At 65.8% G+C, this 18,451-nt stretch carries 11 protein-coding genes; 3 read left to right on the top strand and 8 right to left on the bottom strand.

What is annotated here, in order from left to right; all coding sequences use genetic code 11:
• Positions 1–94: 94 nt before the first annotated feature.
• Positions 95–1,513, bottom strand: coding sequence for an indoleacetamide hydrolase (gene iaaH / locus ACNJYA_RS35210; RefSeq protein WP_271509328.1), 1,419 nt, complete (start codon positions 1,511–1,513; stop codon positions 95–97).
• A gap of 75 nt (positions 1,514–1,588) precedes the next feature.
• The gene (locus ACNJYA_RS35205; RefSeq protein WP_439401603.1) at positions 1,589–5,038 is read right to left on the bottom strand and encodes an indolepyruvate ferredoxin oxidoreductase family protein; all 3,450 of its coding nucleotides are present in this window, start codon (positions 5,036–5,038) and stop codon (positions 1,589–1,591) included.
• A 152-nt stretch (positions 5,039–5,190) separates the two neighbouring features.
• On the opposite strand from ACNJYA_RS35205, the gene ACNJYA_RS35200 reads away from it, so the two are divergent.
• Positions 5,191–5,646 carry an Lrp/AsnC family transcriptional regulator gene (locus tag ACNJYA_RS35200; protein WP_172787099.1) on the top strand — a complete coding sequence of 152 codons (456 nt, stop codon included), beginning with the start codon at positions 5,191–5,193 and terminating at the stop codon, positions 5,644–5,646.
• 340 nt (positions 5,647–5,986) lie between these two features.
• Positions 5,987–10,093, top strand: coding sequence for a bifunctional diguanylate cyclase/phosphodiesterase (locus ACNJYA_RS35195; RefSeq protein ID WP_439401602.1), 4,107 nt, complete (start codon positions 5,987–5,989; stop codon positions 10,091–10,093).
• Here ACNJYA_RS35195 and ACNJYA_RS35190 read toward each other — a convergent pair.
• The 5 genes from ACNJYA_RS35190 to ACNJYA_RS35170 form a co-directional block, all read right to left on the bottom strand.
• On the bottom strand, positions 10,067–10,408 hold the full coding sequence (locus ACNJYA_RS35190; RefSeq protein WP_172787181.1) for a hypothetical protein: 342 nt from the start codon (positions 10,406–10,408) through the stop codon (positions 10,067–10,069). The genes ACNJYA_RS35195 and ACNJYA_RS35190 overlap by 27 nt on opposite strands.
• 224 nt (positions 10,409–10,632) lie before the next feature.
• Positions 10,633–11,625, bottom strand: coding sequence for a UDP-glucose 4-epimerase GalE (gene galE, locus ACNJYA_RS35185; RefSeq protein ID WP_172787101.1), 993 nt, complete (start codon positions 11,623–11,625; stop codon positions 10,633–10,635).
• A gap of 19 nt (positions 11,626–11,644) precedes the next feature.
• Positions 11,645–12,448 (bottom strand): WecB/TagA/CpsF family glycosyltransferase, encoded by an 804-nt coding sequence (locus ACNJYA_RS35180; RefSeq protein ID WP_439401601.1) that lies wholly within the window; start codon positions 12,446–12,448, stop codon positions 11,645–11,647.
• Entirely contained in the window at positions 12,441–14,816 is a 2,376-nt protein-coding gene (locus ACNJYA_RS35175; RefSeq protein WP_439401600.1) for an exopolysaccharide transport family protein, read from the bottom strand. Before ACNJYA_RS35175 ends, ACNJYA_RS35180 begins: the two co-directional genes overlap by 8 nt.
• Positions 14,817–15,107: 291 nt before the next feature.
• Positions 15,108–15,890 (bottom strand): class I SAM-dependent methyltransferase, encoded by a 783-nt coding sequence (locus tag ACNJYA_RS35170; RefSeq protein ID WP_439401599.1) that lies wholly within the window; start codon positions 15,888–15,890, stop codon positions 15,108–15,110.
• 321 nt (positions 15,891–16,211) lie between these two features.
• Here ACNJYA_RS35170 and ACNJYA_RS35165 point away from each other — a divergent pair, with 321 nt between their 5' ends.
• Positions 16,212–17,240, top strand: a complete 1,029-nt coding sequence (locus tag ACNJYA_RS35165) for a glycosyltransferase family 2 protein (protein ID WP_439401598.1) — start codon at positions 16,212–16,214, stop codon at positions 17,238–17,240.
• Between the two features lie 11 nt (positions 17,241–17,251).
• On the opposite strand, the gene ACNJYA_RS35160 is transcribed toward ACNJYA_RS35165, so the two are convergent.
• Positions 17,252–18,238 (bottom strand): glycosyltransferase, encoded by a 987-nt coding sequence (locus tag ACNJYA_RS35160; RefSeq protein WP_212259294.1) that lies wholly within the window; start codon positions 18,236–18,238, stop codon positions 17,252–17,254.
• Positions 18,239–18,451: the final 213 nt, after the last annotated feature.

The raw sequence follows: 18,451 nt of genomic DNA, 5'->3' as shown, positions 1-18,451 counted from the left end.
GCAATCCAGAATCCCTCCGCGGAAAGATTCTGGATTGCTTCGTCGCAAGCGCTCCTCGCAATGACGAGAGGGCGAAGGGTAGGGCACGATTCCGTCAACGTGGCGGCGGCAATCGTCCAAACACGCTGTCGAGCGCCATGCCGATTGCGAGCAGCCGGCGATCGCTGCCCGCGGGGCCATCCAGCTCGAGTCCGATCGGCAATTTGCTGCTGGCGCCGAGCGCGATCGGGATCTGGATGCCGGGAATGCCGGCATTGCTGCCGGGGTCGGTGTTCTGAATGAACAGGCCGAAATTCTCGAGACTGCTGGACTCGGGGTTGGAGGGAATGGCGACGCGCGGCGTGGTCGGAAAGGCGATCGCATCGAGCCGGTTGTCGGCAAAGGTCCTGGCATACAGCGCCTGCAGCGCTGGCCGTGCAGTCCCGATCGCGGCGTCATAGATCGCCTTGGCGTCCAGCAGCGTACCATCGGGAGCCGGCAACTTGCGCGGGATCACCAGGCCATCATAGGTGCCCTTCACGTCGGCGCTGGCAATCTCCTCCGCCACTTTCTCGATGGAGAGGCCGGTGCCGGTGTGCTTGAGATAGGCGACCAGATCGTCATGGGCCTCGTACAGCGCGACGGGAAAGCTGACCTGGCCGTCGAGCTCCGCCAGTTGCGGCATCTCGATCTCGACGACCGTGACGCCTTGCGCCCTCAACTTCGTGACTGCCGCATGGAACGCGGCCTCTGTGTCGGCATCGAGATTGGCCAGCATCGATCTCACGATGCCGACGCGGACCTGCGTCAGATCCGCCGGCGCAAGCGCATCGCCACCGGCGATGACGCGGTCGAGCAGCGCGACATCCGCCATGGTCGCAGCCATCGGGCCCGCGGTATCGCGGGTATGCGAGATCGGCGCGATGCCGTCTTGCGGATAGCGACCGACGGTCGGGCGCAGCGAGGCGCATCCATTCAGGGCGGCAGGTACCCGCACCGATCCGCCGGTGTCCGTGCCGAGCCCGCCGGCGACGATCCGCGCGCCGATCGCCGCGCCCGTGCCTGACGAGGAGCCGCCCGCGATCAAGGCGCGATCATAGGCGTTGCGCACGCCGTACTCGGCGCCGGTCTTGAACGCGGTGTTGTAGCCGGAGATGCCGAAGGCAAGCTCGTGCATGCTGGTCTTGCCGATGATGACCACTCCGGCATCGCGCAGCTTTGCCACGACGGGCGCGTCGGCCTTCGGAATGTAATCCTTCAGCGCCGGTGTGCCGGCGCTACAGGGCAGTCCCGCGACCTCGATATTGTCCTTGATCACGACGGGTACGCCGCCGAGCGGCTTTGTCTTGTCGCCTGCCGCGTCGAACGCAGCCGCGGCCTTCAAGGCGCCGGCTTCATCCAGGGTGACAAAAGCATTGAGCTCGGCCTTGGCTTTGGCGCGGGCCAGGGCTTCCCGGGTGAATGCGGTGCTCGTGAACTTTCCGGCGGCGAGACCGGCCGCGGCCTCGGTCAGTGTCAACTGGTCGAAATCCATGATGCATCACCCGATTGCAAAGAGGCCATCAGAGCGCCCCTCAGGAGCAGAGGCTGAAGCGTCCGCGGCTCCGCGTCAACCGTAGGCGCGCATCCTTGCCGGCGATGGCGTATCGAGTTCGGTGAGCAGTCGTTCGACCTCGGTCTTCACTTTCACGATCGCGGCGTCCTTCACCGGGCCATAGCCGCGGATCTCCATCGGGCCTTTGGCAATCGCCACGAGATTTGGCAGATGCGCCGCGTCGAGTTCGCCCAGCATCCGCCCGATCAGGCCTTCATACCAGGCGATCAGTTCACGCTCGGCGCGCCGTTCCGCGGTGTAGCCGAACGGATCGAACGGCGTTCCGCGCAACCCTTTCAGGCGCGCGAGCATGACCAGAGGCACCTGGATCCACTGGCCGAAGGCGCGCTTGCGCGGCCGGCCCCGGGCGTCGCGCCGGGACGTCAGGAACGGCGGGGCGAGGTGATACTGGACGCTGAAGCCGTCCTCGAACTCGCGCTTCAATTCATCGAGAAAGCCGCTTTGCATGTGCAGCCGCGCCACCTCGTACTCGTCCTTGTAGGCCATCAGCTTGAACAGCGCGCGCGCGACCGCCTCGGTCAGCGCCTCGCTGTTCAGCTTGGCCTCGACATTGCGCACCTTTGCGACCATCGCTCGGTAGTGCGCCGCGTAGGCTTCGTTCTGATAGGCCGTGAGGAACTCGATGCGCCGGGCAATGGTCGCATCGAGCGTCTCGGCCTTTGGCGCATCCTCCGCCTTCGGCAGAAAATCCGGATCGGCAGCGGCGATCCGGCCCCAGGCAAAGGCTTGCTTGTTGCGTTCGACTGCGACGCCGTTGAGCTCAATCGCCCGCAACAAAGCCTGCAGCGAAACGGGGACAAGACCGCGCTGCCAGGCAAAGCCCAGCATGATGATGTTGGCGTAGACGGCATCGCCGAGCAGGCGCTCGGCCAGTACGTTGGCATTGATCGTGTCGAGATTGTGCTCGCCGATGACCTGATCGATTGCGCGCAGGCGGGCTGGCGCAGCGAGATCGGCGTCGCGGAAGCGGACCACGTCGCCGGTCGGCATTTCCGCGGTGTTGACTGCGGCACGGGTGCCGCGGCGATAGGTGCCTGAGGCCTTTGGCGAGGAGCTGACGACGAGATCGCAGCCGATCAGCGCATCGGCCGCGCCCTGGTCGATGCGGACCTGGTGCAGCGCCTCGGGGCTCGCGGCCAGGCGAATGTAGCTCAGCACAGGCCCGAATTTCTGCGCAAAGCCGGTGAAGTCGAGCACCGAAACGCCGCGGCGTTCCAGATGCGCGGCCATGCCGATCAGCGCGCCGACGGTGATCACGCCGGTGCCGCCGACGCCGGTCACCATGAGGTCGTAGGGCCGGTCGAGCGTTGCGGGCGCGGGCAGGGGAAGCGTTGCGGCGCGCTCGGTCGCATCGATCCGGCTCGCGCTCTTCTTGCGGCGCGTCGCGCCTTCGACCGTGACAAAGCTCGGGCAGAAGCCGTTGAGACAGGAAAAATCCTTGTTGCAGGCGGACAGATTGATCTGCCGCTTACGGCCGAACGGCGTCTCCTTCGGCTCGACGCTGAGGCAGTTGGATTCGACCGAGCAGTCGCCGCAGCCTTCGCAGACGAGATCGTTGATGTAGGCGAACCGCTTGGGATCGGCCATCTGCCCGCGCTTGCGCCGGCGCCGCTTCTCGGTGGCGCAGGTCTGCTGGTAGATCAGGACCGAGACGCCGGGAATATTGCGCAGCTCGCGCTGCACGGCATCCATCTCCTCGCGCGGATGGATGGTGACGCCGGCCGGCAGGTCGGACGGCGAGAACTGCGCGGGATTATCCGACACCAGGGCGATGCGCTCAACACCTTCGGCGCGGACGCTGTGGGCGATGGCATGGACGCTGACGGGCCCGTCGACCGGCTGGCCGCCGGTCATGGCGACCGCGTCGTTGAACAGGATCTTGTAGGTGATGTTGGCCTTGGCCGCGATCGCCTGGCGAATCGCCATCGAGCCGGAATGGTAGTAGGTGCCTTCGCCGAGATTCTGGAACACGTGCTTGTGCCCGGTGAAGCGTGACGAGGCTGCCCAGTTCACGCCCTCGCCGCCCATCTGGATCAGCGAGGAAGTCTCGCGGTCCATCCAGCTCGCCATGAAGTGACAGCCGATGCCGGCGAGCGCCTTCGATCCATCAGGCACTTTGGTCGAGGTGTTGTGCGGACATCCCGAGCAGAAATAGGGCGTGCGTGTCGCGCCGCTGACATTGATCGTCCGCGCGGCCTCCGGCATCAATGCGGCGGCGCGCGCGGCGAGATTGAGGCCTGGAAACATCGGATCGAGCCGGCGCGCGAGCACGTTCGCCAGCGCGCGAGGCGACAATTCGCCGATCCAGGAGATCAGCCGTGCGCCGGTTTCGTCGTGCTTGCCGACCATGCGCTCGGGCTTGCTGCCGGGATAGTCGTAGAAGTACTCCTTGAACTGGCTCTCGATGATGCCGCGCTTCTCCTCGACCACCAGGATCTCGCGCTTGCCCTTCACGAACCCCATCGCGTCGTGCAACGCCAGCGGCCAGACCATGCCGACCTTGTAGACGTCGATGCCGATGCGGCGGCAGGCCGCTTCATCGAGGCCCATCAGCCGCAACGCCTCCATCAAATCGAGATGCGCCTTGCCGGTCGTGACGATGCCGTAGGTGGCGCTGGGGATGTCGTAGATGTGACGATCGATCGGATTGGCCTTGGCGAAGGCGTAGACCGCGTGCTTCTTGGCTTCCAGCCGTTCCTCGATCTGCGGGCCCGGCAAATCGGGCCAGCGATAGTGCAGTCCGCCCGGCGGCGGCGTGAAGTCGGGGGTGTGGAAGAGGCGCGGCGGGCGCAGCGCGACGGAGGCGCCTGATTCTACGATCTCGGAGATCGCCTTGAAGCCGACCCACATGCCGGAGAAGCGGCTCAGTGCATAGCCATATTCGCCGAACGCCAGATATTCGCCCACATCGGCCGGATGCAGCGTCGGCATGAACCAGCTCATGAAGGCGACGTCGGACTGGTGCGGCATCGAGGAGGAGACGCAGCCATGGTCGTCGCCGGCGACCACCAGCACGCCGCCATGCGGCGAGGAGCCGTAGGCATTGCCGTGCTTGAGCGCATCGCCGGACCGATCGACGCCCGGCCCCTTGCCGTACCAGAGCCCGAACACGCCATCGACCTCGCGGTCGGCTTGCGTCTCGACCTGCTGCGAGCCCAGCACCGCGGTTGCCGCGAGGTCCTCGTTCACGGCGGGGAGGAATTCGATGCGGTCGCGCTTGAGCTGCTGCTGGATGCGCCACAGTTCGAGATCAACGCCGCCGAGCGGCGAGCCGCGATAGCCGGAGATGAAGCCGGCGGTGTTGAGCCCGGCCGCACGATCGCGTCGCGCCTGGTCGAGCGCGATACGGACGATGGCCTGCGTGCCCGTGAGGAAGACGCGGCCCTCCTCGCGCTCGTAGCGATCGGAGAGCTCGTACGTGTCGAGTGAGGAAATGGCGTCCATGGCGGACCTCGCGCGGCATCCTGCCCAGTGATGGAAGGTTATGCCCGAGGCGTTGGTAGGTCTTACCTATTTATCCCTTCTGTTGCAGAAATTCGGTAGGATTTTGCAAGTGGGCGTTCAATCTGGTAGATCTGCTCGAACTGGAGCCTCCCATGATCGAAGAGCAGGACAGCCGCATTCTCGCCCATCTCCAGAGAGATGGCCGCGCCACCAACCAGCAACTCGCCGACGAGGTCGGCATGTCCACTTCCGCCTGCTGGCGGCGGGTGCGGGCGCTGGAGGAAAGCGGCGTCATCCAGGGCTATGCGGCGCTGGTCGCGCGCGAGCAGGCGGGCTTTGCGATGTCGGCCATCCTCCACGTCTCGCTGGAGCGGCACGATGCGAAATTCGTCGACGAATTCGTGGCGAGGGTCACCAAGCGCCGCGAGGTGCTGGAGTGTTTTGCGACCACCGGGGACGCCGATTATCATTTGCGCGTCGTCGTCCAGGACATGGCGGCCTACAACCGCTTCCTCGACGAGTTCATGTTCCGCATCCCCGGCATCCGCTACGTCCGCAGCAACGTCGTGCTGAAGGAGATCAAGACCAGCGTGGCGCTGCCGTTTTGAGATGCGGAAAGTCCTGTGGGGTGGGCAAAGGCGCACTTGCGCCGTGCCCACGATCTCGCTCGACCTTGCGAAGGTCGGTAGGCCCGCTTCGCTTTGCCCACCCCAGGGCACCGCGATATCAATCTCCCGTAAACCAACACAAGGCGGCAAATTGGTAAACGGAACATGCCTTTCGTCGACGGTTCGGCCTCGCAGCGGTATTCCCGTCAGTTTTGTCGCGCTCGTTCGCAGCTCGTTCACTTTGATCGACGGTTTGCGCCGCGCAATAACGACCACTTAGGCGGTCGCCGCTCATAAAGGCACCGGGAGAAATAGGCAGAAATGCCCGGGAGCTGAGATCGTGTCGACGACACTCGCGCGCACCTTTGCGGCGTTGAGCGCCATCAATGAAGCGATTCTCTACGCGAGATCGCCGGAGGAGCTGTACCAGAAGGTCTGCGATGCCGGGTTTTCGAGCGGGGACTTTCTGGCCGTTGCCGTGTTCCTGGTCGAGCCGGACGGCCGAAGGTTGTGCTTCGCGGCCGGCTGTGGCGATGACATTGCGCGGCTCCGCTCGATCGTGATCACGACGGAAGCCGGCACGCCCGAAGGATCCGGCGTCGGCGGCGAGGCGTTTCGCGATCAGAAGCTGTGCGTCAGCAACGATTATCTGAACGATCCACGCTCGCTGGCCTGGCGCGAGGGCGCCGCCCAGGCCCACATCGGTGCGGCCGCGGCGCTGCCGCTGCTCTGCAACGGCAAGAGTGTCGGCGTGTTGTATGTGACGCGGAGCGAGCCCAACTCGCTGAACGAGCAGATGGTGTCGCTGTTCGAGCGCATGTCGGCGAACATTTCCTACGCGCTGGACAATTTCGCGCGTGAGACCGCGCGGCAGGCCAGTGAACGGGCGACACGGCGGCTCAACCGCATGTTCGGCGCCATCAGCGCCACCAACGAAGCCATCCTGCACGCCAAGACCGAGCAGGAGCTGTATCAACTGGTATGCGACGCCTCGGTCCACAGCGGCAAGTCGCTGGCGACCATCGTGCTGCTTCGCGAGCCGGATTCGCACTGGATGAAGCCCGTCGCCGCCACCGGCCAGAACCTCGAGCTGGTCACCCAGGCGCGCTATTCGGTCGATCCGGAGAATCCCTACGGCAAGGGCATCTCGGGCGAGGTATTTCGGACGCAGAAGGCCATCGTCGAGGACGATCTCGCCAGCCGCACCAGGGGCACGCCGTGGGAGCAGGCCAACGTCAACACCGGCGTCGCCGCCTGCGTCGTCGCGCCGTTGATCAGGCACGGCGAGAGCGTCGGCGTGCTGCTGTTCTTCATCAGCCGCTCCTGGGCCAAGGACGAGGAGATCGTCGCGCTGATGCTGCGCATGGCCGAGAACGTCTCGTTCGCGATCGAGAATTTCGGCCGCGAGGCCGAGAAAGCCCGCATCGCCGCAGAAGAAGAGTGCCTGGCGCGCATGTATGCGGCGCTCAGCGCCACCAACGAGGCGATCCTGCGAGCGCGGTCGCGGGCCGAGCTGTTCGATCTCGTCTGCGAGGCGACCGCCAAAGGGGCCAAGTTCACCTCGGCCACCATCGCGCTGGTCGACCATCGCACCGGGCTGCTGCGCGTCGCCGCCTGCTACGGCCCGAACGCCGATGAGGTTCGCGAGTTCACGTTCTCCACCTCCGACCAGGTGCCCGAAGGGCGCGGCCTGACCGGCACCGCGTTTCGCACGCGCCAGCCCGCCGTCAGCAACGACGTGCTCGCCGACGACCGTATCGCGCCCTGGCACGCCAGCGCCCGCCGTACCGGCATCGCATCCTCGGCGGCATTGCCGCTGCTCAACGGCGACCGGGTCGAGGGCATCTTTCTGTTCAACTCCCCGGAGCGCGGCACCTTCACGCCGGAGCTCGTCGAGCTGCTGTGCAGGCTTCAGGCCAACGTCGCCTTCGCGCTCGAAAGCTTCGACCGCGCCGACGAGAAGGCGCGGGCGGACAAGCAGCGCAATCGTCTCAGCGGCATGTTCGAGGCGCTGAGCGCAACCAACGAAGCCATCATGCGCGCCAAGACGCGCGAGGAGCTGTTCGAGGTGGCTTGCCAAGCGGCCGTGCTGGGCGACCTGTTCGCCGCGGCGACGATCGGCATCATCGACGAAGCAGGCGAGCTCGTCCGCGTCGTTGCGGTCAAGGGGCGCCTGCAGGAGCGCATAGCCGGACGGACCTCCGTCATTTCCGCCGACCATCCCGAGGGCCAGGGCATCATCGGCCTCTCGCTGCGCACGCGCCGGCCCAGCGTCATGAACGATTATCTGAGCGAGCCGCGGTCCGCCTATTGGCGCGCGAGGGCCATCGAGGACGGAACGCGGGCTGCGGCGTGCTTCCCGCTGCTGAGAGCGGGACGGGAACCGGTCGGCATTCTGCTCTTCCTCGCACCGGAAGAGAATACGTTCACGCCCGATCTGGTCGAGCTGCTCGGGCGCCTCGCGGAGAACGTCTCCTTCGCACTCGACAATTTCGAGCGCGCCGAGGAGAAGGCACGCACCGAAGCGCAGAAGGAGCGCCTCACCCGCATGTTCGCGGCCTTGAGCGCGACCAACGAGGCGATCATGCGCGCGAAGTCGCGTGCCGAGCTGTTCGACCTCGTCTGCCTTGCGGCATCGAACGGCGCCAAGTTCACCTCGACCACGATTGCCCTGGCCAGGCCTGGTACCGACCTGCTCGAGATCGTCGCCGCCGCCGGTCCGTCCGCCGGCACCACGCGCAATGTCCGTCTCTCGATCGATCCCGAGCGGCCGGAGGGGCGCGGCATGAGCGGCACGGCGTTCCGCACGCGCCAGCCCTGCATCAGCAACGATTATCTCAACGACGACCGCGTCCGCGTCTTCCACCCCATTGTGCGCGGGGATGGCGCGCGGTCGGGCGCCGCGTTTCCGCTCGTCACGCACGATGAGGCCGTCGGCGTCATGATCTACATGTCGACCGAGCCGGCGACCTTCACGCCAGAATTCGTCGAGCTGTTGCAGCGTCTAGCCGACAACGTCTCCTTCGCGATGGAGAATTTCGATCGCACCGACGAGAAGAACAAGGCCGACGAGCGCATCGAATACCTCGCCTCGCACGACAGCCTGACCGACCTGCCGAACCGCGAGACCTTCAACGGGCTCTTGCGCGAAGCGATCGATGCGGCGCAGCGCCATGATCACCGCTTTGCGGTGCTGTTCATCGACCTCGACCGCTTCAAGGTCATCAACGATTCGCTCGGCCACGAGGCCGGCGACCTGCTCCTGCTCCAAGTCGCGAACCGCTTGCGCGGCAGCTTGCGGGCGAGCGACGTGGTCGCGCGCCTCGGCGGCGACGAGTTCGTGGTGATCCTCGACCAGTGCGGCGAGATCGACGACGTTCAGCGCATCGCGACTGAATTGCTCGCTGCGCTCGCCGAGCCCATGGAGCTCGCCGGCCACGAGTGCCACACCACGGCCTCGATCGGCATCGCGATGTATCCGGCCAACGGCTCCGATGCGCAGACGCTGACCAAGAACGCCGACATGGCGATGTACCTCGCCAAGGAGGACGGCAAGAACGGCTATCGATTCTTCTCCAACGAGGTGAAGACGCAGTCGATCGAGCGGCTGTCGCTGGAGAGCGCGCTGCGCCGCGCGCTGGAACGCGAGCAGTTCTCGCTCAACTACCAGCCCAAGGTGGACATGGCGACCGGTCAGATCACGGGTGTCGAGGCGCTGCTGCGCTGGACCCATCCCGAGCTCGGCAACGTCTCGCCCGCACAATTCATTCCGCTCGCGGAGGAAACCGGGCTGATCGTGCCGATCGGCCGCTGGGTGCTGAAAGAGGCCTGCGCGCAAGCCATGGCCTGGCAGCGCCGCGGCCTGCTGCCGCTGTCGATGGCAGTCAACCTGTCGCCGCGGCAGTTTGCCGACGAGCATCTGTTGCAGGACGTCGACGAGGCGTTGGCGGCCTCCGGCATGTCGCCGGTGCTGCTCCAGCTCGAGGTCACCGAGAGCATGATGATGCGCAATGTCGGCCGCGCGCTCAAGGTGCTCGACTCCATCCAGAGCCGCGGCATCCGTCTCGCCATCGACGATTTCGGCACCGGCTATTCGTCGATGTCGCTGATGAAGCACTTCCCGATCGACACGATCAAGATCGACCGCTCCTTCGTGCGCGACCTGCCGCAGGATTCGGAGGATCAGGCGATCGCGCAGGCGATCATCAGCATGGGCAAGGCCCTCGGCATGACCGTCGTCGCCGAGGGCGTCGAGAATGCCGAGCAGGAGGCGTTCCTGCGCAGCCATGGCTGCGACGAGATGCAGGGCTTCCTGATCTCCAAGCCGCTGCCGGCCCGGCAGATGGCTGAGCTGCTGCGGCCGATGGTGCTGCCCGTCGCGCCGCCGCTCCAGCCGGAAGCGGCCGATGAAGACGCAGCCTTAGGGCTGAAACGCGCTGTCGTCTGACGGCTGCGGGTGCAGCTCGCGGACCTCGTGCTCTTCCCCCTCGGCCTTGCTCGGAAAATCCTGGGGGGCCGTCAGTGACGTCTGCTCGTTGAACAGTGCAAGAATGGCACGCGCGCCGTCGGCGAAGCTCGTCCCTTTGCTTACGTCCAATGCGCAGCAGCATGCTGCGCTCATCGGCTCCTGGTCGTCGACCACGGCCATGGCAGGCCCCCACCACCAGGCAGGCGCGGGCGAACGCTCGTCCTCCGGCACGACATGCCAGCGGACGAACTCCTCCATCACGCGCTCGAATTCCAGGCGGGCAGCCTGATGCATGTGGTCGATGCTCCCAGAATCGCGTCCGACGACGGGCCGACACGCCGACTTGATCGTCACTTCGCTCGGAAAATTCGGTTCGTGCAACTGGGCCGAACCATGCAGGTCGACGTCGTCGTCGACAATGCGGAACGCGCGGCTGTCGGCGATGCGCCGGCGCGGCCGCGACAATTCATTCTAGCCGCTCGAGGGCACGGCAAGCAAGCGATTGCAGCCGCGATTGCCTAACGCGGCCTGAACGGATGCGCCTTCTGGTGCCAGGCCCAGGCCGTGCGGACGACCGTCGGCAGGTCGGAGTGACGCGGCACGAAGTTCAGCACCTTTCTCGCAGCAGAGGGATCGGCGACCAGAAAGGTGGGATCGCCGGCGCGGCGCGGCTTGACCGTGTGCGGCACCTCGCGCCCGGTCTCCTTCTTGATCGCGTCGAGGATCTCGCGCACGGAAAAACCGGAGCCGGTGCCGAGATTGAAGCTGCCGCCGGCATGGCCTTGTTCCAGAAGCTTCAAGGCCGCGACATGCGCGGCCGCAAGGTCCGTGACGTGGATGTAGTCGCGGATCGCGGTGCCGTCGGGCGTGTCGTAATCGTCGCCGAACACCGCGAAGTCGACATGGCCCTGAAGCGCCATCATCGCGCGCGGAATGAGGTGGGTCTCGTTGTCGCGCAGCTCGCCGATGCCGCCGGCCGGATCGGCGCCGCTGGCGTTGAAATAGCGCAGGCAGAACGCACCGAAGCCATAGGCCGTGCGGTAATCGGCGAGCATGCGCTCGATCATCAATTTCGATGCGCCGTAAGGATTGATCGGCGCGCAAGGAAAGTCTTCCGGCAGCGCCTTGGAATCGGCGTTGCCGTAGACGGCGCCGGTCGAGGAGAACACGATACGATGGCAGCCCGCGTTGCGCATCGCCTGCAACAGCGACAGCGTGCCCTGGACGTTGTTGATGTAATATTTCTGCGGGTCGGTCATGGACTCCCCGACGAGGCTCGCCGCCGCGAAATGCATCACCGCCGTGATCTTGTGGTCGGCGAAGGCGCGCGCCAGCGCCGCGCCGTCGAGCAGGTCGCCCGTCACCAGCGGGCCGGATACGAAGCTGCGATGACCCGTCGAGAGATTGTCATAAACGACGGGCTGATAGCCGGCTGCGGTCAATGCGCGGCAAGCATGCGAGCCAATATAGCCAGCGCCCCCGGTGACGAGGACGGTCGGTCGGTCAGTCATATCGTATTCTGCTCTTCTCTTAGCGGAGGGGGCGGTTGCGGCTGAAGAGAAGATAGAGCGCGCGGGGGTTGGTGGTCAAATAACGCCAGAGCAGACGGCGCGGCTCGAGCAAGGTGCGCCAGGCCCATTCGAGCCCGATCTTCTGCATCCATTGCGGCGCGCGGGAACGGCTCCCTGACAAGAAGTTGAATAGTCCGCCGGATGTCTTGATGACGCCAACATTGGTCAGATGCGGCGTGAACTCCTTCACGAATGCCTGTTCGTTGGGCACACCGAGCGCGACCCACAGATAATCCGGCGCCAGGGCATTGATCTCCTCGACCTTGGCAAGCAGCGCCTCGCCGCGAAGATAGCCGTGGCTGCGCCCGACGATCTTGAGACGTGGATACATCTTCTGGACGTTTGCGACCGCAGCGGCGTTCTCGGGCTCGCTTGCGCCGAACATGTAGAAGGTGCGGCCTGCGGCTTCGGCCTTGCGCGCGACGACGTGGAACAGGTCCGTGGTTGCGACGCGCTCCGGCAGCGGGAACCAGGATTGCAGCTTCGAAGCTGCGACCAGCGGCTGACCGTCGGCGTTGATCAAATCAGCGGCACGGAACAGGCGTTCGGTCTGCGGCTCGGTCGAGCAGCGCGCCAGCACCTCGCCATTGGCCGAGGTCAGGAACAGCGGACGGCCGATGCGATGGTCGGGATTGGTCGCCTCGATCATGAAATCGGCGGTCTCTTCCAGGTCGAGCGCGGCCATGCGAAGTCCGCCGACGGTGATTCTCGGCACCTCGGCAGTTGCTGCTCGTCCGTCGAAGTTGACGCGGCGCTCAAGCATATTGTTTGCCTCGCTGGCGCGTTTGCATTGCAGGGGTCAGCTCGTCGAGCACGACGCCGACGAGCTTGCGCTCGGCCTGGCCGAGCGCGGTCAGGATCTCTTCCAGGCTGTCGTTGACGTCGAGGCTGGTCGGCAGCACGGCCACCAGCGAGTCGATGTCGTCGAGCAGCTTGCGGCCGCCGGAAGCGAGCGGCATGGCCGGGCCGTCGAGGATCACGAGATCATAGCCGCCGGCGGAACGGGCCTGCGCAATCGCCTTGCGGATGGCGTCGGCGGCCTTGCCGGCGTCGCCCTCCGCGGCGGGCAGCACCGAGATGCCGTTGACCGTCCTGATCTCGCGTGCGTCCTTGCTGCCGATCGAGAGCCAGCCGAGCCTGCTCGGCTCGCTCCTGCCGGGACGGATGACCTTGTTCGAGAGCGAGCGCGCCTGATGGTCGGCATCGATCATCAGCACGCGGGCGCCGTCGCGGGCAGCCGCCAGCGCGAAATTCAGCGCGGTCACGCTGCGGCCGCTGGTCCTACCGGCACCGACCAGCGCAACGACCGGCATCGCCTTGCCGCCGGCGCGCCGCGCCACCGCCGCGCGCAGGTCGCGCCAGGCGTTGAGCAGGCTCGTCAGGGGAAAGCCCGGGCGCAGCGTCGGCCAACCCAGCCGTGTGAGATCGACGCCGCCGCCGGTGGGAAGTAGGGCGCCGAGCGTGTGGATGACGTCGGCCTCCTGGAAGCGTGCGATCAGCGGCTTCTCGATCAATGGCTGCTCGACCATGGAAGGCTGCAGCGGAGGCGCGGCAAGTTCCGGCGGAGCCGACGCAGCTTCAGATGCGCGCGGGCTCTGCCGCGGCTGGGCAACCTCCGCAGCCCGCGGGAGCTCCGGTGCTCGGGATGCCTGTGGCGTCGGCGAGCGCTCAGGTCGGGCGGGCGTCGGCGTCGCGGGCGCGGTTGCGCCAGCGAACAGCAAATCTGCCACAACGAACCAGCTCGATGCAGCGATCGCCCCGAAAATGAGGCCGATCATCGCGAACAGGCTCATGGCCGGCGGGAACGAGCGCCGCTGTGGCACCGTCGCCTCGCCGATGACGCGGGCGGCCGAGGTATTCAGGCTCTCCTGCTCCTCGGTCTCGCGAGAGCGCTTGAGAAAGGACTGATAGACCTCGCGGCTGGCATCGGCTTCGCGCTCGAGCTCGCGCAGCCGCACGGCGGCCTGGCTGAGCTGGACGCTTTGCCGCTTCTGTGCTTCCAGCGCGCGGTTGAGCGAGGCCTCGAAATCGCGGGCGCGCGTCAGATCGTTCTTGGCGGACTGGGCGAAGCGGTCGATCTCCTCGTTGATGGTGCGCTTGAGGTCCTCGACCTGCTTCTCGGTCTGGCGCAGTGCCGGATGGCGCGGGCCGAGCTCGCCGGCCTGCTCCGCATATTTCTTCCGCGCATCGGCATATTGCGCGCGCAAATTCGCAATGGTCGGCGATTGCAGCGCCTCCGGAATCGCGCCCGCGTCGGCAGCTGTACGCCGGCTCGCCTCGATCTGGTCGAGCCGCGCCTGCGCATCCATCGTCGCCGCGCGGGCCGCGGAAAGCCGCTGGTTGCTGGCGGAGAGCTGCTGATCGCTGATCAGCGCATCCTGGGTGCCGACGAAATTGTTCTGGGCCTTGTAGGTCGCCAGCGCGGTCTCGGCGTTGCGCAGCCGGTCGCGCAGCTCCTTCAGGCGGCTGGAGAGATCGTTGGTGGCCCGCCGTGCCGCCGAAGCCTGCGAATTGCGGGATTCGGCGAGATAGGCATTGGTCAGCGTGTTGGCGAGCATCGCCGCCTTCGCTGGATTCGTCGACCAGACCTCGACGTCGACGATGAAGCTCTTCTCGGCCTTGCGAACGGCGATGTGCCTGTTCAGCGCCTCGAGCGCCGCAAGCTGCACCTCCTTCGTATCCGCGGCGGACGGCGCGCGGGGCTGCAGGCCGATCAAGCCGAGCAGCGACGACATCAGGCTCGCAGCGTCACCGCCTCCGAATTCCGGGTCCTTGTCCAGACCCGCCTGCTGGATCACCTGGAGCAGCACGCTGTTGGAGGTGATCAGGCGCGCCTGGCTCTCCACCACCATGGACATGCCGGAAACGTCCTGGGCGCGCGGCGTGAGCTCGCGGTCGACGAGCTGGAGCTCGCGCGGGTCGACATAGAGCTGAGCGGTGGCGGTGTAGCGGGGCGTCACGCTCTTGCCGATGGTGACGGCAAGCGTTGCGCCGAGCAGGGCGGCCGCGGCGATCGCGACCTTCCGCCGCCAGAGCAGATTGGCGAGCTCCAGCACGTTGAAGCCGGCCTGAGGCTTCCGCTCAGAGGCCTCCGGTCCGGCTCGATCGATCGGCTGGTTATAATCAAGCATGATCCCCAGCTTTCATTCCAAGTGCCGCGGGCTGAGGGGTTACTCTTCGCTTTACGCCACGCACCCGGGATATAGGTGCCCAATCAACGCAACAGGGAAAATTAACCATACTCATTGAGGGACTATTCACCGAAATGGCAAACAAAGCGTTTAAGCGCATGCCATCCCTCGGCGCGTCCTTATGACGCCCGCGATACCCGCCTCTTCCAGCAATTAACGGTTCGTTACCGCGCGCAGCATGGCCGCGAGCCGCCGTTCGTCCGGTGATGGGCCGCGCACGTGCCATCGCCGTCAGATCCTCCGAAGAATGACGTGATAGTCGCCGCGGCGGACGTCGGTGCCGCGCGGCAGCACGGCGTTCAGCACCGCGGCGCCGGCGTCGACCAGCGCCGCAACCAGCGGCTTGCGCCGGCGCATCTCGGGATAGCGCGGACTTTCGACCTCACGGCGGTAGATCATCTCGAGGCCGTTGGCGGCCGCGAATGCCTGGAGCCGGGGCAGCGTCACCAGCGGATGAAAGAAGGTCGGGAACGGAGGCTCGCCGGGCAGGCCGGCGGCTTTGATGCCGCGGATGTGCCGGTAGAACCAGACGTGAAACCAGTGCGGCGAATATTTGGTGACGACCCCGGAGAGCGAGCGCGGATTGGGCGCGCCGATCAGGATCATCCCGCCGCGCTTGAGCGCGTCACGGAAATTCAGCAGCGCGGCGTCGACATCAGGCAGATGCTCGATCACGTTGTAGCAGATCACAAGATCGAAGGTCTCGCGCGCGAAGCGGTAAGCCTGGACGTCGCCGAGGATCGCCTCGTCGGCGTAGGTGTTGTTGCGGACCTGGTCCTCGTCGATGTCGACGACGGTGACCTTGCTGCGGCTCAGCAAGTCCGGCGGCAGAACGCTGCACGAGCCGCCGCCTGCTTCGTAGATCGCGAGCCGGCCCCGCGGCAGCTCGCGGCACAGCACGTCATGGACGGCGAGCAGGCTGTCACGGGCTTCTCCGGGGACGAGATCATGCAGCGCCTCGGCCGCGGGGATCGCCGTGGCTGTCGCGAAATCGATGGTGGCTGGCTTGTTCATGGATTCTGACCGCGCTTGTTCTATTCAAATTTACAGGAAAAAATGCGCCTGCCCGAAGAGCAAATCCGATGCCGCATCGTCTCACCGGTCGCAGTGCTTACGGCCCGGTTAATGCGCATGCGCATTAACTACAGCATTGTTCATGTTGGAGCGTTGTCGGCGCGTGGACCGCCAATTGCAGCATGACGCGCGGCGAACTTGGTGGTCATGTGCCGCGCGGCAGTCGTCCATTATGGGACGCATCTGTTCCGCGGCGATGTGCCGTCGTGGGACGCGTATCGAAGCAGGGCTTTTTCAATACATCTCGGACATCTAGACCTCATGACATTGATCCCGACAGACCTGTCTGTGGCGCGCATCTCGGATGCCGTGGGCGATCCCAACCGGGAGATCGTGGCGAGCTCTCGCGTCATCGACCTGTCGGTCGGCATCGTCGTCTGCGTTCCCTGCTTCCGTCGTCCGCAACACCTGCGCCTGACGCTGGAATCGCTGGCGAACCAGCGCACCCCGCGTTCCTTTGCCGTCGTCATGGTCGAGAACGACGCGATGCGGCGCGAAAGCGCGCCGGTTGCCGCGGAGTTCCTGGCCGCCGGGAAGCTCCAGGGCGTTTGCCTCATCGAGAAGCGGCAGGGCAATTGCCAGGCGATCAATGCTGCCTTCGAGACCGCGCAGGAGCTGTTTCCCGCTGCAACCCGTTTCCTGATGATCGACGACGACGAGATCGCATCAAGCGACTGGCTCGAGCTGATGGTGCGCACCGCGGAGGCGACCGGCGCCGATGTGGTCGGCGGGCCGGTGCTGCCTGTGTTCGACGACGACAGCAAGCCCTGGCTGTCGCGTCATCCCGCCTTCTGTCCAGCCTACGAGTACAGCGGTGCGGTGCCGCTGATCTACGGCTGCGGCAATTGCCTGATCACGCGTGCCGCATTCGAACGGTTCGACCGTCCCGCGTTCGACCTGCGCTTCAATTTTCTCGGCGGCGGTGATTGCGATTTCTTCGTGCGGTGCCGTGACGCCGGCATGCTGTTCCACTGGACGGCGGAGGCCGTCATCACCGAGACCGTGCCGCACAACCGCACCAGCCTCGGCTGGATCGCAAAACGCGGCCTGCGCATCGGTGCGATCAATTATCGTGTGCAGTACAAGGCCGCGCGAAGCGCATCGGGGCGGGTGCGGGTGTTCGCGCAGATGCTTGGACGGTTGCCGCTGTCGCTGCTTCGCGCTGCCGCCTTGTCGACGTCGTCGAAAGCCGTCGTCGCGATGCATCCGGTGATGGTTGCGTTTGGCGCCGCCCTGGCGGCCCTCGGCCTCGAGCCGAAGCCTTACGAGGCCTCGAAGATCGCGTCTTGACGCGGCGGGGACTAGATGCCGAAGCGGGCGAGGGCGACCCGGATGGCCGAGCGTGGCAGCGATCTGAGCGACCGCCGGCCGATCATCGCGAGATAAGCGAACGCCTGGCGATACCTGCCGAAGCGGACCGCCTGCATCGCCGAGTAGGTGACGAGATGAATCTCGGCGGCGAGACGCAGCCCGGCCGTCATCCGCCCGGGCAGTCGCGCCAGGATCAACCCGTCATCGAACACCCGCGCAATGGCTGGGAAGAAGTCCTTCGGCGTCCGGACTGCGGCGTTCATGGTGTTGGCCGTGTGAAGACGATAATCGAGCAGCAGCTCCGGCGCGAATTCGAACTCGCCGATCGCAGCGAGGCGGCACCAGCAATGCCAGTCCTCGCAATATCTAAGGGACGTATCGAAGCCGCCGATGGCACGGAAAGCTTCGGCGCGTGCGAGCGCGATGCCGCCATTGACAATGAAATTGCCGGCGGCGAGCCGCGTCAGCACGTCACCGGACGGCTTCCGGCGCCCCTTCAAGAGGCCGCGCCGACCGATCTGGCGACCCTCGCTGTCGATCGTGTTGTAGTCGCCATAGACGAGAACGGCGCGCGGCGCGCCGCGCGCCGCAGCGAGCAGCGCCGCCACCGCACCAAGGCGCAGGCGATCGTCGGCATCGAGAAAGAGCAGCCACTCGCCACTTGCCTGTCGCGCGCCGAGATTGCGCGCGGCCGATACGCCGGCGGAATCGTTGCGGATCAAGCGCAGCCGCGGGTCACGCACGCCGCGCACGATCGCAACGGTTTGGTCGGCCGAGCCGTCGTCGACGACGATCACCTCGGTCACCTCGCGTTGCGCCAGTGCGCTGGCGAGGGTTTCGCCGACATAGGCCGCAGCGTTCTTGGCGGGAATGACGACCGATACCGATGTGGTCGAGCCGACCTGAAGCGGCAAGCGCGCCGGGACTGTCGCGCGTGAGGCGGCTGGCAGTTCGAGAACCTCTTCGGCGGTGATCACGCTACGGCTCGCCTTTAATGATCTGTTAACCAGGACCCGTGTGCCGCGCCGAGAAACGCTGACGATCGCCAAGTCCGGCGGCCTCGGATGATACCCGCATTGCGCTCGAACCCGTTGCCGAGAAGGCCCGCGTCTCGCCGGTTTCGTAGAATAACGTTAAGTCGCTGGCATTAAGCCTGTGGCAAATTTCAAAGAGTGCGGCAGACGGCCCCG

This window comes from Bradyrhizobium sp. BLXBL-01, from assembly GCF_051853025.1.
Classification (GTDB): domain Bacteria; phylum Pseudomonadota; class Alphaproteobacteria; order Rhizobiales; family Xanthobacteraceae; genus Bradyrhizobium.
Note: the sequence above shows the minus strand (reverse complement) of the source record. Positions and strands in the feature narration are given on the sequence as shown.